This window comes from Variovorax sp. UC74_104, from assembly GCF_044055375.1.
Taxonomy (GTDB): Bacteria; Pseudomonadota; Gammaproteobacteria; order Burkholderiales; family Burkholderiaceae_C; genus Variovorax.
This window is the reverse complement of sequence record NZ_CP171978.1, coordinates 3,531,149-3,546,221: the sequence shown is the minus strand read 5'-3', so window position 1 is coordinate 3,546,221 and position 15,073 is coordinate 3,531,149. Positions and strand designations below refer to the sequence as shown.

Below are 15,073 nucleotides of genomic sequence, written 5' to 3'. Positions count from 1 at the left end.
ACTGCGAACCGAAGGCTCAATGAGCCTTCGAGGCCTGCTGCGCCCTTCTGCGCACCACCGCCTCCATCGCGGCGACGCCGATCATGACGACGGTGGTGAGCGTCCCCACCACCAGCACCGTCATGTGCGCGGCGAAGACCGCGAGCAACGCCAGCAGTCCCAGCCCGAAGAGATGCGACTGCGGCAGGAAGCCGCGCACCACGCGCTTGAAGAGCGCATTGCCGAACAGGTAGATCGCCGGACCGCCGATGAGCGCGCCCAGGTACTTGAGCTCGGCATGGTGCGAGCCCTCGCCGATCGTGAGTTCGTCCGCCACGGCGCAGACGATGATGCCCGCCACCAGGATCACGTGCGTGTAGTGGAACTTCGCGCCGATGGCGCCCGGGTCCTTCGCATGCTCGATGACGTGCGTGGCCTCCCTGGCGCTGGTGTCGAAGTACATCCACCACATCGCCAGGCTGCCCGCGAAGCCCACCAGCAGCGCGAAGAGGTCGACGCCGTGCCATTCGACGTGATGGCCGAAGGCGATGCCGGTGGCCAGCACCGACTCGCCCAGCGCGACGATCACGAACAGCTGGCAGCGCTCGGCCAGGTGGCCGCCGTCGATGGTCCAGTCGCTGGTCAGCGAGCGGCCCAGGCCCGGGAAGCGCAGGCCGATCATGGGCGCGATGTACTCGCACAGCACGCCGCCGAACCACAGCGCGAGGCGCGCCTGCCCTTCGGCGAGGCCGCCAGCGATCCAGAACACGCCAGCGACGCAGTTCCACGCCAGCAGGCGGCGGAAGTTGGGCGTGAGCGGATCGTTCGGGCCGATGGCGATCAGCATGCAGAAGGTGCGCCCCGCCTGGATGCCCACGAAGCACAGCGCGAACACCAGCCCGCGCTCGGCGAAGGCGCCGGGCAGCGCCGAGGCCATCACCATCGCCAGCAGCATGATCGCGAACAGCACGCCGCGGATGCGCAGCGTGCCGGGGTTGAACCAGTTGGTGGTCCAGGCGGTGTACTGCCAGCCCAGCCACACGGCGAACCACATGACCAGCGTCTGCAGCGCACCCAGTAGCGTGAGGTGGTCCAGCAGGTAGTGGGAAAGCTGCGTGACGGAGAAGGCGTAGACCAGGTCGAAGAAGAGTTCTTCGTTGGAGACCCGTGCCGCCTCGCTGCGCGAGCGCAGGGTCGTGGCCCGCTTGTGGTTGTTGTCATGGCTCATTGTTCGTTGACCCCCATGAAATCGTTGCGGCGCCCTGCGGCGCCGCGCGCGATCATCGCACGGGGACGAACTGGCCCTTTCCTAGAGCTTCTCGGTCTCGCCGCTCTTGGGCTGCCACTTCATCAGGCGCCTTTCGATCACCCCGACTATCCCGTCCAGCGCCAGCGCGAAGGCCGTGAGCACCACGATGCCGGCGAACACGGTGTTGACGTCGAAGGTGCCCTCGGCCTGCAGGATCAGGTAGCCCACGCCGCGCGCCGAGCCCAAATACTCGCCCACCACCGCACCCACGAAGGCCAGCCCTACCGAGGTGTGCAGGCTGGAGAACACCCAGCTGGTCGCGCTCGGCAGGTACACCGTGCGCAGCAGTTGCCGCTGGTTGGCGCCCAGCATCTTCGCGTTGGCCAGCACCACCGGGCTCACCTCGCGCACGCCCTGGTAGACGTTGAAGAACACGATGAAAAACACCAGCGTGACCGCCAGCGCCACCTTGCTCCAGATGCCCAGGCCGAACCACAGCGCGAAGATGGGCGCGAGGATCACGCGCGGCATAGAGTTGGCCGCCTTGATGTACGGGTCGAGGATCAGGCTCGCCGTGGGCGCGAGCGCCAGCCACAGCCCGCAGGCCAACCCGAGCACGGTGCCGATGCCGAAGGCCAGCACCGTCTCCAGCAGCGTGGTGCCCAGGTGCTGGTAGATGTCGGCGTTGCCCTTCAGCCCTTCGGGGAAGAGCGCGTTGGCCGGAATCTCGAACGGAAGGAACCAGCTCCAGATGCGCCCCGCCACCTGGATCGGCTCTCCCAGGAAAAAGGCGATCTGCTGGTTGCGCGAGGCGACATGCCACGCCACCAGGATCACCGCCAGCAGCGCCAGCTGCCAGAAGCGCGCGTTGCGTTCGTTCAAGCCGAGCCGTGCCATCACGCGGCCTTTCTCAGTTGCTGCGCATAGCCCTTGAGCACCTCGTCGCGCAGCACCTCCCAGATCTGGGTGTGCAGCTCGACGAAGCGCGGCTGCGTGCGCACCTCGGCCACGTCGCGCGGACGCGGAAGGTCGATGGTGAACTCGCCGATCGGATGCGTGGCCGGCCCGGCCGACAGCACCACCACGCGGTCGCTCATCGCGATCGCCTCGTCGAGGTCGTGCGTGATGAAGAGCACCGCCTTCTTCTTCGCGCTCCAGAGCTCGAGCACTTCGTTCTCCATCAGCTGGCGCGTCTGGATGTCGAGCGCGCTGAAGGGCTCGTCCATGAGGATGATGTCGGGGTCGAGCACCAGCGTCTGCGCCAGCGCCACGCGCTTGCGCATGCCGCCGGAGAGCTGGTGCGGATAGCGGTCGCCGAAGCCAGAGAGGCCCACGCGCGAGAGCCACGCTTCGGCCTGCTCGCGCGCCTGCGCCTCGGGCACGCCGCGGTACTGCAGGCCCACCATCACGTTATCGATGGCGCTGCGCCACGGCATCAGCGCCTCGGTCTGGAACATGTAGCCCGCGCGCGAGTTGATGCCCGAGAGCGTCTGGCCGAAGACCTTCACCGTGCCCGAGGAAGGCTGCAGCAGCCCCGCGCCCACGTTCAGCAGCGTCGACTTGCCGCAGCCGGTGGGCCCGACCACCGAGACGAATTCACCCGCCCTCACCCGCAGCGTGGTGTCGGCCACCGCCGTGTAGCGCTGGCCGGGGTCGTCCTTCGAGAGAAAGGTGCAGCTGATGGAGAGGAGTTCGAGTGCGTGTTCGGACATGGCAGAAAAAACCCGGCCTTGGCCGGGTCGCGGGACGTTCGGAGTCAGGCTTTGAACCTGTCTTTCGCGCGCCTTGCAAAATCGTTGGTGTAGGTTTTCGCGAGGTCGATCTTGTCGGCCTTCACGGAGGTGTCGAAGCTCGAGATGGCGGTGAGCGCCGTCTTGGGGCCGTCGGTGGGCACGAGACCGTCGGTGGCGATCGACTCGCGCACCTTGTCGAAGGAAGCGAGGTACAGCGCGCGGTCGCCGAGCAGGTAGGTCTCGGGCACCGTCTTGATGATGTCGCCCGGCCCCGCCGTCTGCAGCCACTTGAGGCCGTGCACGATGGCGTTCGCCAGCGCCTGGCAGGTGTTGGGATTCTTCTGGACGAAGTCGGACGACGCATAGAGGCAGGCCGCCGGCATCGTGCCGCCGAACACCTGCTGCGTGCCCTTGAGCGTGCGCGTGTCGCTGATGATCTTCACGTCGCCCTTCTGCTCCAGCATCGTCATCACCGGGTCGGTGTTGCTGATGGCGTCGATCTGGCCCGAGCGTAGCGCGGTGAGCGCACCCGCGGCCACGCCCACGCCGATGAAGCTCACGTCGCTGGCCTTGAGCCCGCCGCGCGACAGCACGAGGTTGGCCACCATGTTGGTCGACGAGCCCGGTGCCGAGACGCCGATCTTCTTCCCCTTGAGATCCTGGATGCCGGTGTAGCCGGCCATGTTCTTGGTCGACACGCCCACCGCGATCTGCGGCGCGCGGCCCTGCAGCACGAAGGCCTGGAAGAACTGGTTCTTGGCCTGCAGGTTGATGGTGTGTTCGTAGGCACCCGAGCACACGTCGGCCGAGCCACCGACCACCGCCTGCAGCGCGCGCGCGCCACCGGCGAAATCGGAAATCTCCACGTCGAGCCCTTCGGCCTTGAAGTAGCCGAGCTGCTCCGAGATGGTGAGCGGGAGGTAGTAGAACGCCGCCTTGCCGCCGACCGCGATGGAGACCTTGGTCTTCTCCAGCTTCGCCTGCTGCGCAAAGACGCGCGGCAACGCAATGGTTGCTGCGGCAATGGCGGCTGAAGCTGAAACGAATGTGCGGCGATGAAGCATGAAACCTTGCCCGTTGGCTCTGTGATTCGTAAGACTGAATCGAGCTTAGGGGCCGCAACACGCGACTGCATCGGGGTGTTCCCGTGCGGGTTTTCACGTAAGCATGAAGGCCTCGCCGAGAAGCCTTCGCCAAGGCTTCAGCGAGCCAGGAAAAGTATCGCGATATTGACCAGGAACGCGAGTGCCCAGACCGCGCTGCGAGCACTGCCGACACCCCTGATGTAGAGCCCGAGATAGATCGCGCGCAGCACCACGTAGGCCACTGCGAGCATGTCGAGGCGCGCCTGCGCCGCGCCGAGCTGGTGCGCGATGATCACCGCGCCGATGAAGAACGGCAGCCCCTCGAAGCTGTTGGCCTGCGCACTGTTGGCGCGTGCGCGCCAGCCGCTCTGCCTGGCCGCCCATTCGCGCGGATGCTGGTTGTCGCGCGGACCGAAGCTGCCCGCCTTGGCGATCCATGCGGCCAAATACGGCAGCACGCAGGCGACGAGCACGCACCAGTAGGCGACCGTGAGCAGCGAGAGAGTCATGCGCTGTTCTATCTGCGGTCCACGAGGGCGTGCGCGATGGTGCCGAGATCGACGTACTCGAGTTCGCTGCCCGCCGGCACGCCGCGCGCGAGCCGCGTCACCGTGAGACCGTGCTGCTTCAGCGCTTCGCCGATCACGTGCGCCGTGGCCTCGCCTTCGGCCGTGAAGTTGGTCGCAAGGATCACCTCGCTCACCGTGCCGTCGCGCGCGCGGTCGAAGAGCTTCTGCAGGCCGATGTCCTTCGGTCCGATGCCGTCGAGCGGACTGAGCTTGCCCATCAGCACGAAGTAGTAGCCGCGGAATGCGCCGGTGCGCTCGAGCGCGGCCTGGTCGGCCGGTGTCTCGACCACGCAGAGCTTGGTCGGGTCGCGCCGCGTGTCGAGGCAGACGTGGCAGATCGGCGCTTCGGTGAAGGTGTTGCAGCGCTCGCAATGCCGCACCTGGCCGGCCGCCTGCTGCAGAGCGCGCGCAAGCAGCTGCGCGCCCTCGCGGTCGTGCTGCAGCAGGTGGAACGCCATGCGCGAGGCCGACTTGACACCGACACCGGGCAGGCGGCGCAGCGCATCGACCAGGGCGTCCAACGAACCGGCGTCTGCCATGTCAAGCAGCTCCTTCGCGGGAAAACCGCGGAACCGGCTTTGCCGGGCCGCTGGTGTTGCCCCCGGCGAGGGGGGCGGCGGCCACGCGAAGTGGGCAAGCCTGGGGGAGAGTCATTCAGAACGGCAGCTTCATGCCGGGCGGCAGGCCGGGCATGCCGGCAGTGAGCTTGCCCATCTTCTGCTCGCTGGTTTCCTCGGCCTTGCGCACGGCGGCGTTGAAGGCGGCGGCCACCAGGTCTTCGAGCATGTCCTTGTCGTCCGCCAGCAGGCTGGGGTCGATGGTGATGCGCTTGACGTCGTGCTTGCAGGTCATGACGACCTTGACGAGGCCGGCGCCGGATTCGCCTTCGACCTCGATCGTGGCCAGCTCTTCCTGGGCCTTCTTGAGGTTGTCCTGCATTGCCTGAGCCTGCTTCATGAGGCCGGCCAGTTGTCCTTTGTTGAACATCGTTGGTCCTGATCTGTCGGGTTGAAAAGTGGGTGAAGGATACGGGAGACGCGAGCTCAGGCCGGCTTGAGCGTGCCGGGGACGATCTTCGCGTCGAAGTCGCGCATCAGCGCCTGTACTTCGGGGTCGCTCATGATGGCCTCCTCGGCCACGCGCTGGCGCTCGTCGGCCGCCTGCTTGTTGCGGCGCGCGGGGCTGTCGACCACGGCGCCGACCTCGATGGCGAGCTTGATGTCGTGGCCCAGGCCGTGCAGCGCGGCGGTGAGCTTTTCGCGGCTGGACGGCTGGCTCAGCGTCTCGCGCTCGATGCGCAGCAGCCACTGGTCGGTGTCGCGGCCCACAAGCTGCGACTGCAGCGCGAGCTCGCGCGTCAGGGCGCTGATGGCCTCGGCCGCGACCAGCTGCGTGACCGTGGCGTACCAGAAGTCGCCGTCCTCGCTGGTCGGGATGGGCGTGAAGGTGCTGCGCGGCTCGTCCGGGCGCGGTGTGTCGCGGGCACTCGGCGGGGGCTGGACGCGGATGGGCACGCCGACGACCTTGGCAGGCGCCTCGGCGGCATCGGGACGAGGCTCGGCCTGCCGAGGTTCGTCGACCACGGCGAGGCGATGGCCGGCTGGAACCGGCGCGGCGGCTTGCGCAACAGCCGCCGGAGCAGCAGCCCGCACCGGCGCTTCGACCGGCGGGCGAGCCACCGGCGCGGGAGCCGGAGCAGGCGGAACCGCACGCACCGGAGCTTGCGGCGCGGCGGCCGCGGCTTCATTCAGAGTTTTTTTTTCCGGGGAGGCCGTCGAAGCGGCCGCGCTCGAAGGCTTGAAGGCCAGCAGCCGCAGCAGCACCATGGTCAGCGCGGCGTATTCGTCGGGAGCCAGCCCCAGTTCGCCGCGCCCGTGCAGGCACAGGCTGTAGAGCAGCTGCGTTTCGTCGGCCGGCATCAGCGCCGCGAGGCGCGCGGTATCGGCCGCGTCGGGGTCGGTGGCGGCATCCGCCGCTTCCGCGCGCGAGGGCACGGCCTGGAGCACCGCCATGGCCTGCAGCACGGCCGTCATTTCCTCCAGCGTGGAGGCGGCGGACATGCCGTCGACGCGCAGCGCCTCGGAGGTTTCGACCACCGTCTTGCCGTCGCCTTGCGCCAGCGCCTCGATCAGGCGGAACACATGGCCGCGATCGACGCTGCCGAGCATCTGGCGCACGCCGGCTTCGACGAGCTCGCCGTTGCCGAATGCGATCGCCTGGTCGGTGAGCGAGAGCGCGTCACGCATCGAGCCGCGCGCCGCGCGCGCCAGCAGGCGCAGCGCCTGAGGCTCGGCCGGCACGTTCTCGGTCTGCAGCACGGCGGTGAGGTGCTCGAGCACCGTCTCGGGCGCCATCGGCCGCAGGTTGAACTGCAGGCAGCGCGACAGCACGGTCACCGGCACCTTCTGCGGATCGGTCGTGGCCAGCACGAACTTCAGGTACTCGGGCGGTTCCTCCAGCGTCTTGAGCATCGCGTTGAACGCGGTGTTCGTGAGCATGTGCACTTCGTCGATCATGAAGACCTTGAAGCGCCCCTGCACCGGCTTGTAGACCGCCTGCTCGAGCAGCGACTGGACCTCGTCCACGCCGCGGTTGGAGGCTGCGTCGAGCTCGGTGTAGTCGACGAAGCGGCCGGCATCGATGTCGCGGCAGGCCTGGCACACGCCGCAGGGCGTGGCGGTGATGCCGCCCTGCCCGTCCGGCCCCTGGCAGTTGAGCGACTTCGCAAGAATGCGCGAGACCGTGGTCTTGCCGACACCCCGGGTGCCGGTGAAGAGATAGGCGTGATGCAGGCGCTGCGTGGTGAGCGCGTTCTCCAGCGCCTGCACCACATGCCCCTGGCCGACCATCTCACCGAAGGTTTTCGGGCGGAACTTGCGGGCGAGCACGAGATAAGACATTGCGGGCATTCTAAAAGGCGCAGAGCACCCATCCCGATACTGGGGCGGGGCTTTCGTGGGACACCGAGGATCCGGCTTTGCCGGTCCTCCGGTGTCGCCCCCAGCAGGGGGGTTGGCGAAGCGACACGAAGTGCGCGCAGCCTGGGGGGTTACAATACGCGCTGACGGGCCTCCCTGCATGGTGAAGTGGCCAACCGGGTCAGGTGGGGAACCAAGCAGCCCTAACTGCGTAGTCAGTGCCAGGGGTAAGGCTCGTCAACCTCTTCAGCGGTTTCGTTTCATTCCACGCGAAATGAAACGGGGCCCGCAAAAAACAGATTCCAGCGAAAAAATCTCCGGCTCGGGTCCTTCAAAGACCCAGCCGCCGGATCGCGCCGCGCGCCGCTGCGGCGCCGCTCGCCATCGATGCGGTCAGCAGGTAGCCGCCCGTCGGCGCCTCCCAGTCCAGCATCTCCCCAGCCGCGAACACGCCTGGAAGAGCCGTCGACATGAGCTGCGCGTCCAGCGCGTCGAAGCGCACGCCGCCTGCGGTGCTGATGGCCTCGTCGACCGGCCGCGTAGCGACGAGCTTCAGCGGCACTGCCTTGATGGTTGCGGCAAGCTGCTGCGGGTCGTGCATCGCCTCCCGACTCAAGGCCTCGTACAGCACGCCGGCCTTGATGCCTTCCAGGCCCAGCCGGCTCTTGAGATGGCTGCTGAGCGAACGCGCCCCGCGCGGATGCTTCACCGCGGCCAGCACCTGCTCGGCGCTGCGATCGGGCAGCAGGTCGAGCAGCAGCGTCGCGCTTCCTTTCTCGGCGATCTCGTCGCGCAGCAGGGCCGATGCCGCGTAGATCAGGCTGCCCTCGATGCCGGTCGCGGTCGCGACGAATTCGCCCTTGCGCGCGAAATGCCGCCCGTGGCTGTCCGTGAAGGAGATCGCCACTGACTTGAAAGGCTGCCCCGCGAATCGGCTGGAGAAATGCTCGCTCCAGCCCGCACCGTCGAAACCGCAGTTGGCCGGCAGCAGCGGTGCAACGTCCACACCTTGTGCCTGCAGCCACGGCGCCCACGCGCCATCGGAGCCAAGGCGGGCCCAGCTTGCGCCGCCCAGCGCCAGCACGACGGCATCGGCCTTCGCGGTGACTTCGCCGGTGGGTGTCGAAAAGCGCAGCGATGCCATGTCGAACGGCCCCTCGCCCACCCAGCGATGCCGCATGTGGAACTGCACGCCCGCCGCGCGCAGCCGATGCAGCCACGCGCGCAGCAGCGGCGCGGCCTTCATGTCGGTCGGAAACACGCGCCCCGAGGTGCCGACGAAGGTCTCTATGCCGAGCCCGCTCGCCCAGTCGCGCACCTGCTGCGGCCCGAACTGCGCGAGCATCGGCTCCAGCTGCGGCCGGCGCTCGCCGAAGCGGCCCATGAACGCATCGAATGGCTCGGAGTGCGTGAGATTCAGCCCGCCGCGCCCGGCCAGCAGGAACTTGCGGCCCACCGAGGGCATCGCGTCGTAGACGTGCACTTGCGCGCCCGAGGCGCTCAGGGATTTCAGCCGCCATCAGGCCGGCAGGGCCGCCGCCGATGACGGCAACGGTGGGAGAAACATTCATTCGAGATTTACCAGTTCGCCCTGCCCGGTGAGGAACGCGACGCGCACCGTGGCACCGGGATAGGCATGTTGCACCGCGGCGCGATAGCGCTGCATCTGTGCGATCAGCGCGGCGTCCCGTTCGGGGCGCGCCGCGGATTTGTAGTCGAGGATCCACCAGGCGCCGCTGTCGCGTTCCCGCACCAGCCGGTCGATGCGCAGGGTTTCGCCCTCGTGCACCAGCGTGACTTCGTTGCCATGCCAGTCGACCCTGCGATCGTCCCACACCCAGGCCCCCTCGCCCGAGCGGATGCGCTGGGCCAGCGCGGCGGCGCCGCGCGCCTGTTGCGCATCGAGCAGGAATTCGCGGGCCGCGGCGCGCACATGGGCGGCCGGCAGCGGCTCGCCCGGCACCGCCCATTCGAGCAGCCGGTGCATGGCCTGGCCGAAGGCGGCTGCGCGGGCGTCGAGCGTGGTGCCGGCGGCCTTCTTTGCAACGGCCGGCTGCTGCTCGACGGGCTCGGGTGCCTCCGGCATGCGCTGCATGGCGAAGCTGGCTGCGCCGCCCGGGCTCGACAGCGCCACCAGCGGCTCGTCCGCCTCGATGGGCTCGCACAGGGCTTCCAGGCGCGCCCACCAACTGCCCTCGTTGGCACGCGCGGGCCGCACCGAGGACAGCACCAGCCGCTCGCGCGCCCGCGTGACCGCCACGTAGAGCCCGTTGAGTTCCTCGCGATGGCGCGCGCGCTGCTCTTCCTCGAGCAGGGCCGCCGCGCAGGCCGGGGGCGTCTTCTCGCTCGCAAGAAAGATGAAGCGCGTCGGCGCGCTGTCGCTGCCCTTCCATTCGACCAGCACGCCCATGGTCTGGGCTCGCGGCGGCGCGGCGTCGCAGTCGAGCATCAGCACGGTGTCGGCTTCCAGCCCCTTGGCGCCGTGCACGGTCAGCAACTGCACCGCGTCGGGAGCGACCACTGTCGGAGCACGCACGCCTCCCGCGCGCAGGGCACGCACCAGCGCGTACGGCGTGGCGAAGCGCGCGCCGTCGATGTCCAGCGAAGCGGAAAGCACGCCGCGCAGATTGGCCAGAGCGCCCTGGCGCATTGCGGCGGGCACGGCAGCGCCGAATTTCGCGAGCAGGTCGCCGTCATGGAAGATCGCGTCGAGCGCGTCGTGCGGCGGCAGCGTCATAAGCCAGCGCTGCCACTTCTTCAGCCGCGGACCTGCCTCCACCAGCACCTGCGGCAGGCTCTCGTCCTTCTGGATCAGCGAGAACCAGCTCACCGGGCCACGCTCGCGCTGCCGCAGCGCGAGCTGCACCAGCGCCTCGTCGTCGACGCCGAACACCGGCGACTTCAGCGCCCGCGCCAGCGACAGGTCGTGCGCCGGGGACACCAGCGCGTCGATCAGCGCGACCACGTCCTGCACCTCGGGCGCATCGTAAAGGTCGTTCTTCTCCGGCTGCTGCACGGGAATGTGGCGCAGGCGCAGCGCGTCCTGCATGGCCGAAAGCCGGCTGCGCCTGCGCGCCAGCACCATGATGCGGCTGGGCTGCGTGCCGTCGGCGATGCGCTGCGCGACCCATCGCGCGGCCTGTTCGCACTCCTTCTGCAGCAGCTGTTCCTCGGGCAGCACCCGCGGCGTGACGAGGCTGTCGCGCCAGTGCAGCATGCCGTCGTCGGCCGGCGCCGCTTCGGCCGTGTCGCCGAGCGCATCGCGGTCGATGGCGGGCAGCCTGAGCAGCTCGCCCTCGTCGCCGCGCTCGGTGGTGTGCGCGCGATAGCCGTCGAACTCGCCGGCCTCCTGCGCGGCCAGCATGGCCGAGTTGACCAGCCCGACCACCGAGCGTGCGTTGCGATGCGTGTGGTCGCAGTTCAGCAACTCGCCGTCGAGCCCTTCGCGCACGAACTTCTTCGCGGCGATGAACACCTGCGGCTCGGCGCGGCGGAACCGGTAGATGCTCTGCTTCGGGTCGCCCACGATGAACACGCGCGGCGCCCGGCCCTGCGCACCGGTGTAGGCGCTGAGCCAGCCGTAGAGCGCCTGCCACTGCAGCGGATTCGTGTCCTGGAACTCGTCGATCAGCAGGTGCGCGATGCGCGCGTCGAGCCGCTCCTGCACCCAGCCCGACAGCGCCGACTGGCCCAGCAGCAGCTGCGCGGCCTGCTCGACGTCGTTCATGTCAACCCAGCCATGGGTGCGCTTGACCTCGGCGAAGGCCGCGATCAGCAGGCGCGTGAGCCTCGTCATGCGCTGCTGGTAGAGCCATGCGGCGTGCTGGGCCTGCGCGGCGCAAAGCAGCTGCAGCTCGGCTTCCGCCTCCTGCGCGGCGGGGAACTTCTGGAGGTTTTTGGTGAGGCGGTCTTCGGTCGCCACGAAGAAGTTCTTGCGCAGCAGGGCAAGCGCGGCTGGCAGCGAATCGGCGGCGGGCTCGCCCGTGCCGAACACGTCGATGATGGCTTCGGCGGCCTTCTGCGGCGTCTTGTTGCTCTCGCGGCCCAATGCGGCGGCGCGGTCGAGCCAGCGGCGGCGCACCGCCTCGCCGCGCAGGGCCTCGGTCGGTTCGTCCAGGCCTTCGAGCGCCGGATAGAGCGCGCTGAAATGCTGCACGGCGTTTTCCGCATCGGCCAGCGAAAACTCGACGCGCTTCGACAGCGCTTCGCTCAGGGCCTTGGCCGTCTGCGAGCGTCCGTGCGTGGCGACGACGGCGTAGTAGTCGGCCAGCGCCTCCTTGCTGGCCGTGACCGCCTCGAAGAAGGGGCGCCATGTGTGGCCGCGCGCCTCGGCGTCGTCTTCGAGCAGCTCGTAGTTCGAAGGCAGGCCCAGCTCGCGCAGCACCGCGAGCGGCGCGTTGCGCAGCAGGCCGGCGAACCAGGCGTGGAAGGTGCGGAACTGCACCGGCCTGCCGCCTTCGAGCAGGCGGCGGTAGAGGCCTTTCAGGCGCGGCACGGCGGCCGACGCCGCAGCCGGCTCCATGCCGCGCATCACGAGCTGGGCGACCAGTTCTTCCGGTGCACGCTGCGCGAAGTCCTCCAGCCACTGGTCGAGGCGCTCGCGCATTTCGCCGGCCGCCTTCTTCGTGAAGGTGATGGCCAGGATCTCGTGCGGCTCGCAGGCGGATTCGCCCTCCTCGAGCAGCGCACGCAGGATGCGCGAGACCAGCATCCAGGTCTTGCCCGCGCCGGCGCAGGCCTCCACCGCCACCGAGCGGCGCGGATCGCAGGCGACGGTGTAGAAGGCCTCGCGCGCGACGTGCCGGCCGTTGTGTTCGTAGGCTGCGCCGTTCATGGCGTGTCGCCTCCAGTCGTCGGGCCGCCCACGATGGCGGGCAGCGGGGACTCGTCGCCCCAGAAGTCCTTTCGGCAGAGGCCGCGCGCGGCGCAGTAGTCGCACACGGCGCCCTCCCCCAGCGGCGGCAGCGCCGCACCCTGCGCGATGCGGCCGAAGTCGTCGATGATGCCGGCCACCAGGGCATCGCGCGCCTCGACCACGGCGGGCTGCTCGACGGTCTGCGTGCCGGCGGATTTCTCGCCCACGTTCACGTAGGCCGCGCGCAGGGTGTCGTCGGCCACGAGTGCGGCGTAGAAGGCCAGCTGGGTGTCCTCGGTCGGGTCTTTCACGCGCTCCTTGCTGACCGTGGCGGACTCGGTCTTGTAGTCGATCACGAAGGCCTGGCCGTCGGGCATGCGGTCGATGCGATCGAGCCGGCCGATCAGGCGCAGATCGCCCAGCGGCTGTTCCTTCCAGGGCTCGGACTCGACGAAGACGGCCCCGGCCGCCTCGTGCCCCGTCAGCCAGGCCAGATAGCCGTCGCGCACGGCGGGCCAGGCGGCGGCGAAAGGCAGGAACTCGGCATCGGACAGCCCGAGCTCCTGCGTCGAGCGGCGCGCCGCCTCTTCGATGAGGGCGATGCGCTGCTGCGCGTCCTGCGTCGGGGCTTCGGCCAGGGCTTCGTGGAAATGGCCGAGCACCGCATGCAGCCAGTTGCCGAAGTCGCGCTTGTCGACTTCGGCATCGAGCTCGTCGGCGCTGCGCAGACCCAACTGCCGCAGCGCGAAGAAACGATAGGGGCAGCGGCGCAGGTCTTCGTACACGCTGGTGGAGATGTTCTCCAGCGGCAGCAGCGCGCCGGAGGGCGTCGGGTAGCCCGTCGGCTGCACCGGTACGTCGCGCGGCAGGCGCGGATCGGCCGAGGGCTGCAGGGCGTGGTCGAGCTGCAGCGCCTGCACGAGCGGGCTCGGACGGACGGGCTCGCCGCTGGCGTCGGAATGGCGCCAGATCAGCTCGCACGACGGGTTGTGCAGGGCCGCGGCCCAGGCGGCGCGCTGCGCGGCCTCGAGCGCCTCGCGCGACGGCAGGCCCAGTTCGAGGCGCTGGGCCGCGCTCCAGTTGCCCGGCGGCTCGGGCGACGCGGGCAGGCGCCGATCGTCGCAACCGGGAATGACCACGGCGCCGAAGGATCGGCCCAGGAGCTGATAGAGCGGGAGCACCACCACCCTGGGCGCCTGGTCACCGGCTGGGGGTACGAAGCTCGCGTCTTCCAGCACGTCGCGCACCCAGGCGGTGAATTCGGCCAGGGTGTGGCGGCCGCCGGGGAACTCGTCTTCGTCGTCGCCATGGGCGCCGGCGTCGAGCCACAGCGCGCCGATCACCTTGCCGCCGGCCAGGTCTTCCTCGAGCAAGGCCCACTGGTCGCCGGCTTCCAGCAGTTCGCGCAGCGCGCGCAGCCATTCGGCCAGCGGGCGCGAACGGGCCATGGGCGCGCGACGCGCCTCGACGGCCTCCGTGAAGACCAGCAGCGCGGTGTCCTTCGACTTCTCGCTGCGGGCCATCAGGGTGCACCAGGCGGACCAGTCGCGCATGCCTTCGTGGCGCAGGCGCGCCTCGAGCGACTGGACGATGGGCGAATCGCCGTCGGCGCCGCTCTTGAGCCATTCGAGCACCTGGTCGCTGGTGGCGTCGTGGGCGCAGGCGCGCAGCGCGCTCATCAACGAGGCGGCCGCGCGCGTGGTCGAGAGCTTCCAGCCCGTTTCGTCGTGCGTGACGACGCCCTGCGCGCTCAGCTGGGCGCTGATGCGACGCGTGAGCGCGCGATCGGTCGCGACCAGCGCGACCGGCGCGCGGCCTTCGGCGAGATGGCGCAGCACGCAGGCCGCGGCGAGCCCGGCTTCGTCTTCCGGGTCGAGCGCGATATGCGAGGCGCAGGCCTGCGTGGGCGCACCGGAAGGCACGAGCGAAATATGAAGGGCATGGTCGCCCCACAGCCTGCACAGCGACTGGGTGAGCGGATCGGCCTGGAAGCCCTCGAGCACGATCAGCGCGTCGACCTGGGCGCGGGTGGATTCGCGCTGCAGCACGTCGGTGGCGTAGCTCGAGGTCGAAGTCCAGGCGACGGCGATGCGGATCAGCGCGCTCTCGATGCGGAACCACTCGGACTCGCTGCCCGCATCCGCCACACCCGCCGCGCGCTGCGCCCATTCGCCGCCGCGCTCCTCGGGCGTCACGGCGGCGGCCAGGGGCGCCAGTTGATAGGCGAGCTCGACGACGCGGCCGGCCAGTGCGAAGCGCTCGGCATGGAAGCCGGCCTGCGACAGCAGCGCCTGCGCCGTGACCAGGTCGCGCGCCATGTCATGGGCGATGTCGTAGCCCGTCGGCATAAAGCCGCCCGCGCTGCGGGCCCAGTTGTGGGTGGTTTCGAAGCGCGGCACGAAGCCGGGGCTGCCGCACCGGGCCCACATGGCTCGCGCGACGCCCATCAGCTGCGCATAGGGCACCAGCACCACGGTGCGGGCGGCGTGCAGCTGGCGCTCGGCGAGCGCGCGGACGATCCGCGCGACGACGCCGTCGGCGGGATCGCACCACAGGGCCTGGACGGGGTGGCCTTCGTTCATGTTCTATCGAGGGGTCGGGGCGCGCGCGGACGCGGGGCGCAAGGGCTTTGGCTATCGCCGCCATAGCCGCCCTGCAAGGCACGCCGCCCCTTGGTTTCTGTCA

General features: G+C 69.4%; 10 protein-coding genes, 1 other RNA gene and 1 pseudogene. 1 reads left to right on the top strand and 11 read right to left on the bottom strand.

The genetic code is table 11. The features are described 5' to 3' along the window. Positions 1 to 16: 16 nt before the first annotated feature. The 8 genes from ACHMXA_RS16620 to dnaX form a co-directional block, all read right to left on the bottom strand. Positions 17 to 1,207 (bottom strand): low temperature requirement protein A, encoded by a 1,191-nt coding sequence (locus ACHMXA_RS16620; protein WP_395315847.1) that lies wholly within the window; start codon positions 1,205 to 1,207, stop codon positions 17 to 19. A gap of 81 nt (positions 1,208 to 1,288) precedes the next feature. After that, the gene (locus ACHMXA_RS16615) at positions 1,289 to 2,125 is read right to left on the bottom strand and encodes an ABC transporter permease (protein WP_395315846.1); all 837 of its coding nucleotides are present in this window, start codon (positions 2,123 to 2,125) and stop codon (positions 1,289 to 1,291) included. After that, complete coding sequence (locus tag ACHMXA_RS16610; RefSeq protein WP_395315845.1) at positions 2,125 to 2,940, bottom strand: ABC transporter ATP-binding protein; 816 nt, start codon at positions 2,938 to 2,940, stop codon at positions 2,125 to 2,127. Before ACHMXA_RS16610 ends, ACHMXA_RS16615 begins: the two co-directional genes overlap by 1 nt. A 44-nt stretch (positions 2,941 to 2,984) precedes the next feature. Continuing rightward, the gene (locus tag ACHMXA_RS16605) at positions 2,985 to 4,025 is read right to left on the bottom strand and encodes an ABC transporter substrate-binding protein (protein WP_176663681.1); all 1,041 of its coding nucleotides are present in this window, start codon (positions 4,023 to 4,025) and stop codon (positions 2,985 to 2,987) included. A gap of 137 nt (positions 4,026 to 4,162) precedes the next feature. Further along, a complete protein-coding gene (locus tag ACHMXA_RS16600; protein WP_176663680.1) occupies positions 4,163 to 4,555 on the bottom strand; it encodes an MAPEG family protein in 393 nt (130 codons plus the stop codon). Between the two features lie 8 nt (positions 4,556 to 4,563). Further along, the gene (gene recR / locus ACHMXA_RS16595; RefSeq protein ID WP_176663679.1) at positions 4,564 to 5,154 is read right to left on the bottom strand and encodes a recombination mediator RecR; all 591 of its coding nucleotides are present in this window, start codon (positions 5,152 to 5,154) and stop codon (positions 4,564 to 4,566) included. Positions 5,155 to 5,269: 115 nt separating this feature from the next. Next, positions 5,270 to 5,602, bottom strand: a complete 333-nt coding sequence (locus tag ACHMXA_RS16590; protein ID WP_012747441.1) for a YbaB/EbfC family nucleoid-associated protein — start codon at positions 5,600 to 5,602, stop codon at positions 5,270 to 5,272. 56 nt (positions 5,603 to 5,658) lie between these two features. Continuing rightward, positions 5,659 to 7,515, bottom strand: coding sequence for a DNA polymerase III subunit gamma/tau (dnaX, locus tag ACHMXA_RS16585; protein WP_395315844.1), 1,857 nt, complete (start codon positions 7,513 to 7,515; stop codon positions 5,659 to 5,661). A gap of 163 nt (positions 7,516 to 7,678) precedes the next feature. Between dnaX and ffs the strand changes: the two genes are divergently transcribed. Next, positions 7,679 to 7,775, top strand: an RNA gene (ffs, locus tag ACHMXA_RS16580) — signal recognition particle sRNA small type. A gap of 89 nt (positions 7,776 to 7,864) precedes the next feature. Here the strand turns inward: ffs and ACHMXA_RS16575 are convergent. The 3 genes and pseudogenes from ACHMXA_RS16575 to ACHMXA_RS16565 all read right to left on the bottom strand — a co-directional run bounded on the left by ACHMXA_RS16575 (position 7,865) and on the right by ACHMXA_RS16565 (position 14,970). Next, positions 7,865 to 9,104 (bottom strand): annotated as a pseudogene (locus ACHMXA_RS16575) (TIGR03862 family flavoprotein). Continuing rightward, complete coding sequence (locus ACHMXA_RS16570) at positions 9,101 to 12,367, bottom strand: UvrD-helicase domain-containing protein (protein ID WP_395315843.1); 3,267 nt, start codon at positions 12,365 to 12,367, stop codon at positions 9,101 to 9,103. Before ACHMXA_RS16570 ends, ACHMXA_RS16575 begins: the two are co-directional and overlap by 4 nt. Beyond that, positions 12,364 to 14,970, bottom strand: coding sequence for a PD-(D/E)XK nuclease family protein (locus tag ACHMXA_RS16565; RefSeq protein ID WP_395315842.1), 2,607 nt, complete (start codon positions 14,968 to 14,970; stop codon positions 12,364 to 12,366). Before ACHMXA_RS16565 ends, ACHMXA_RS16570 begins: the two co-directional genes overlap by 4 nt. Positions 14,971 to 15,073: the final 103 nt, after the last annotated feature.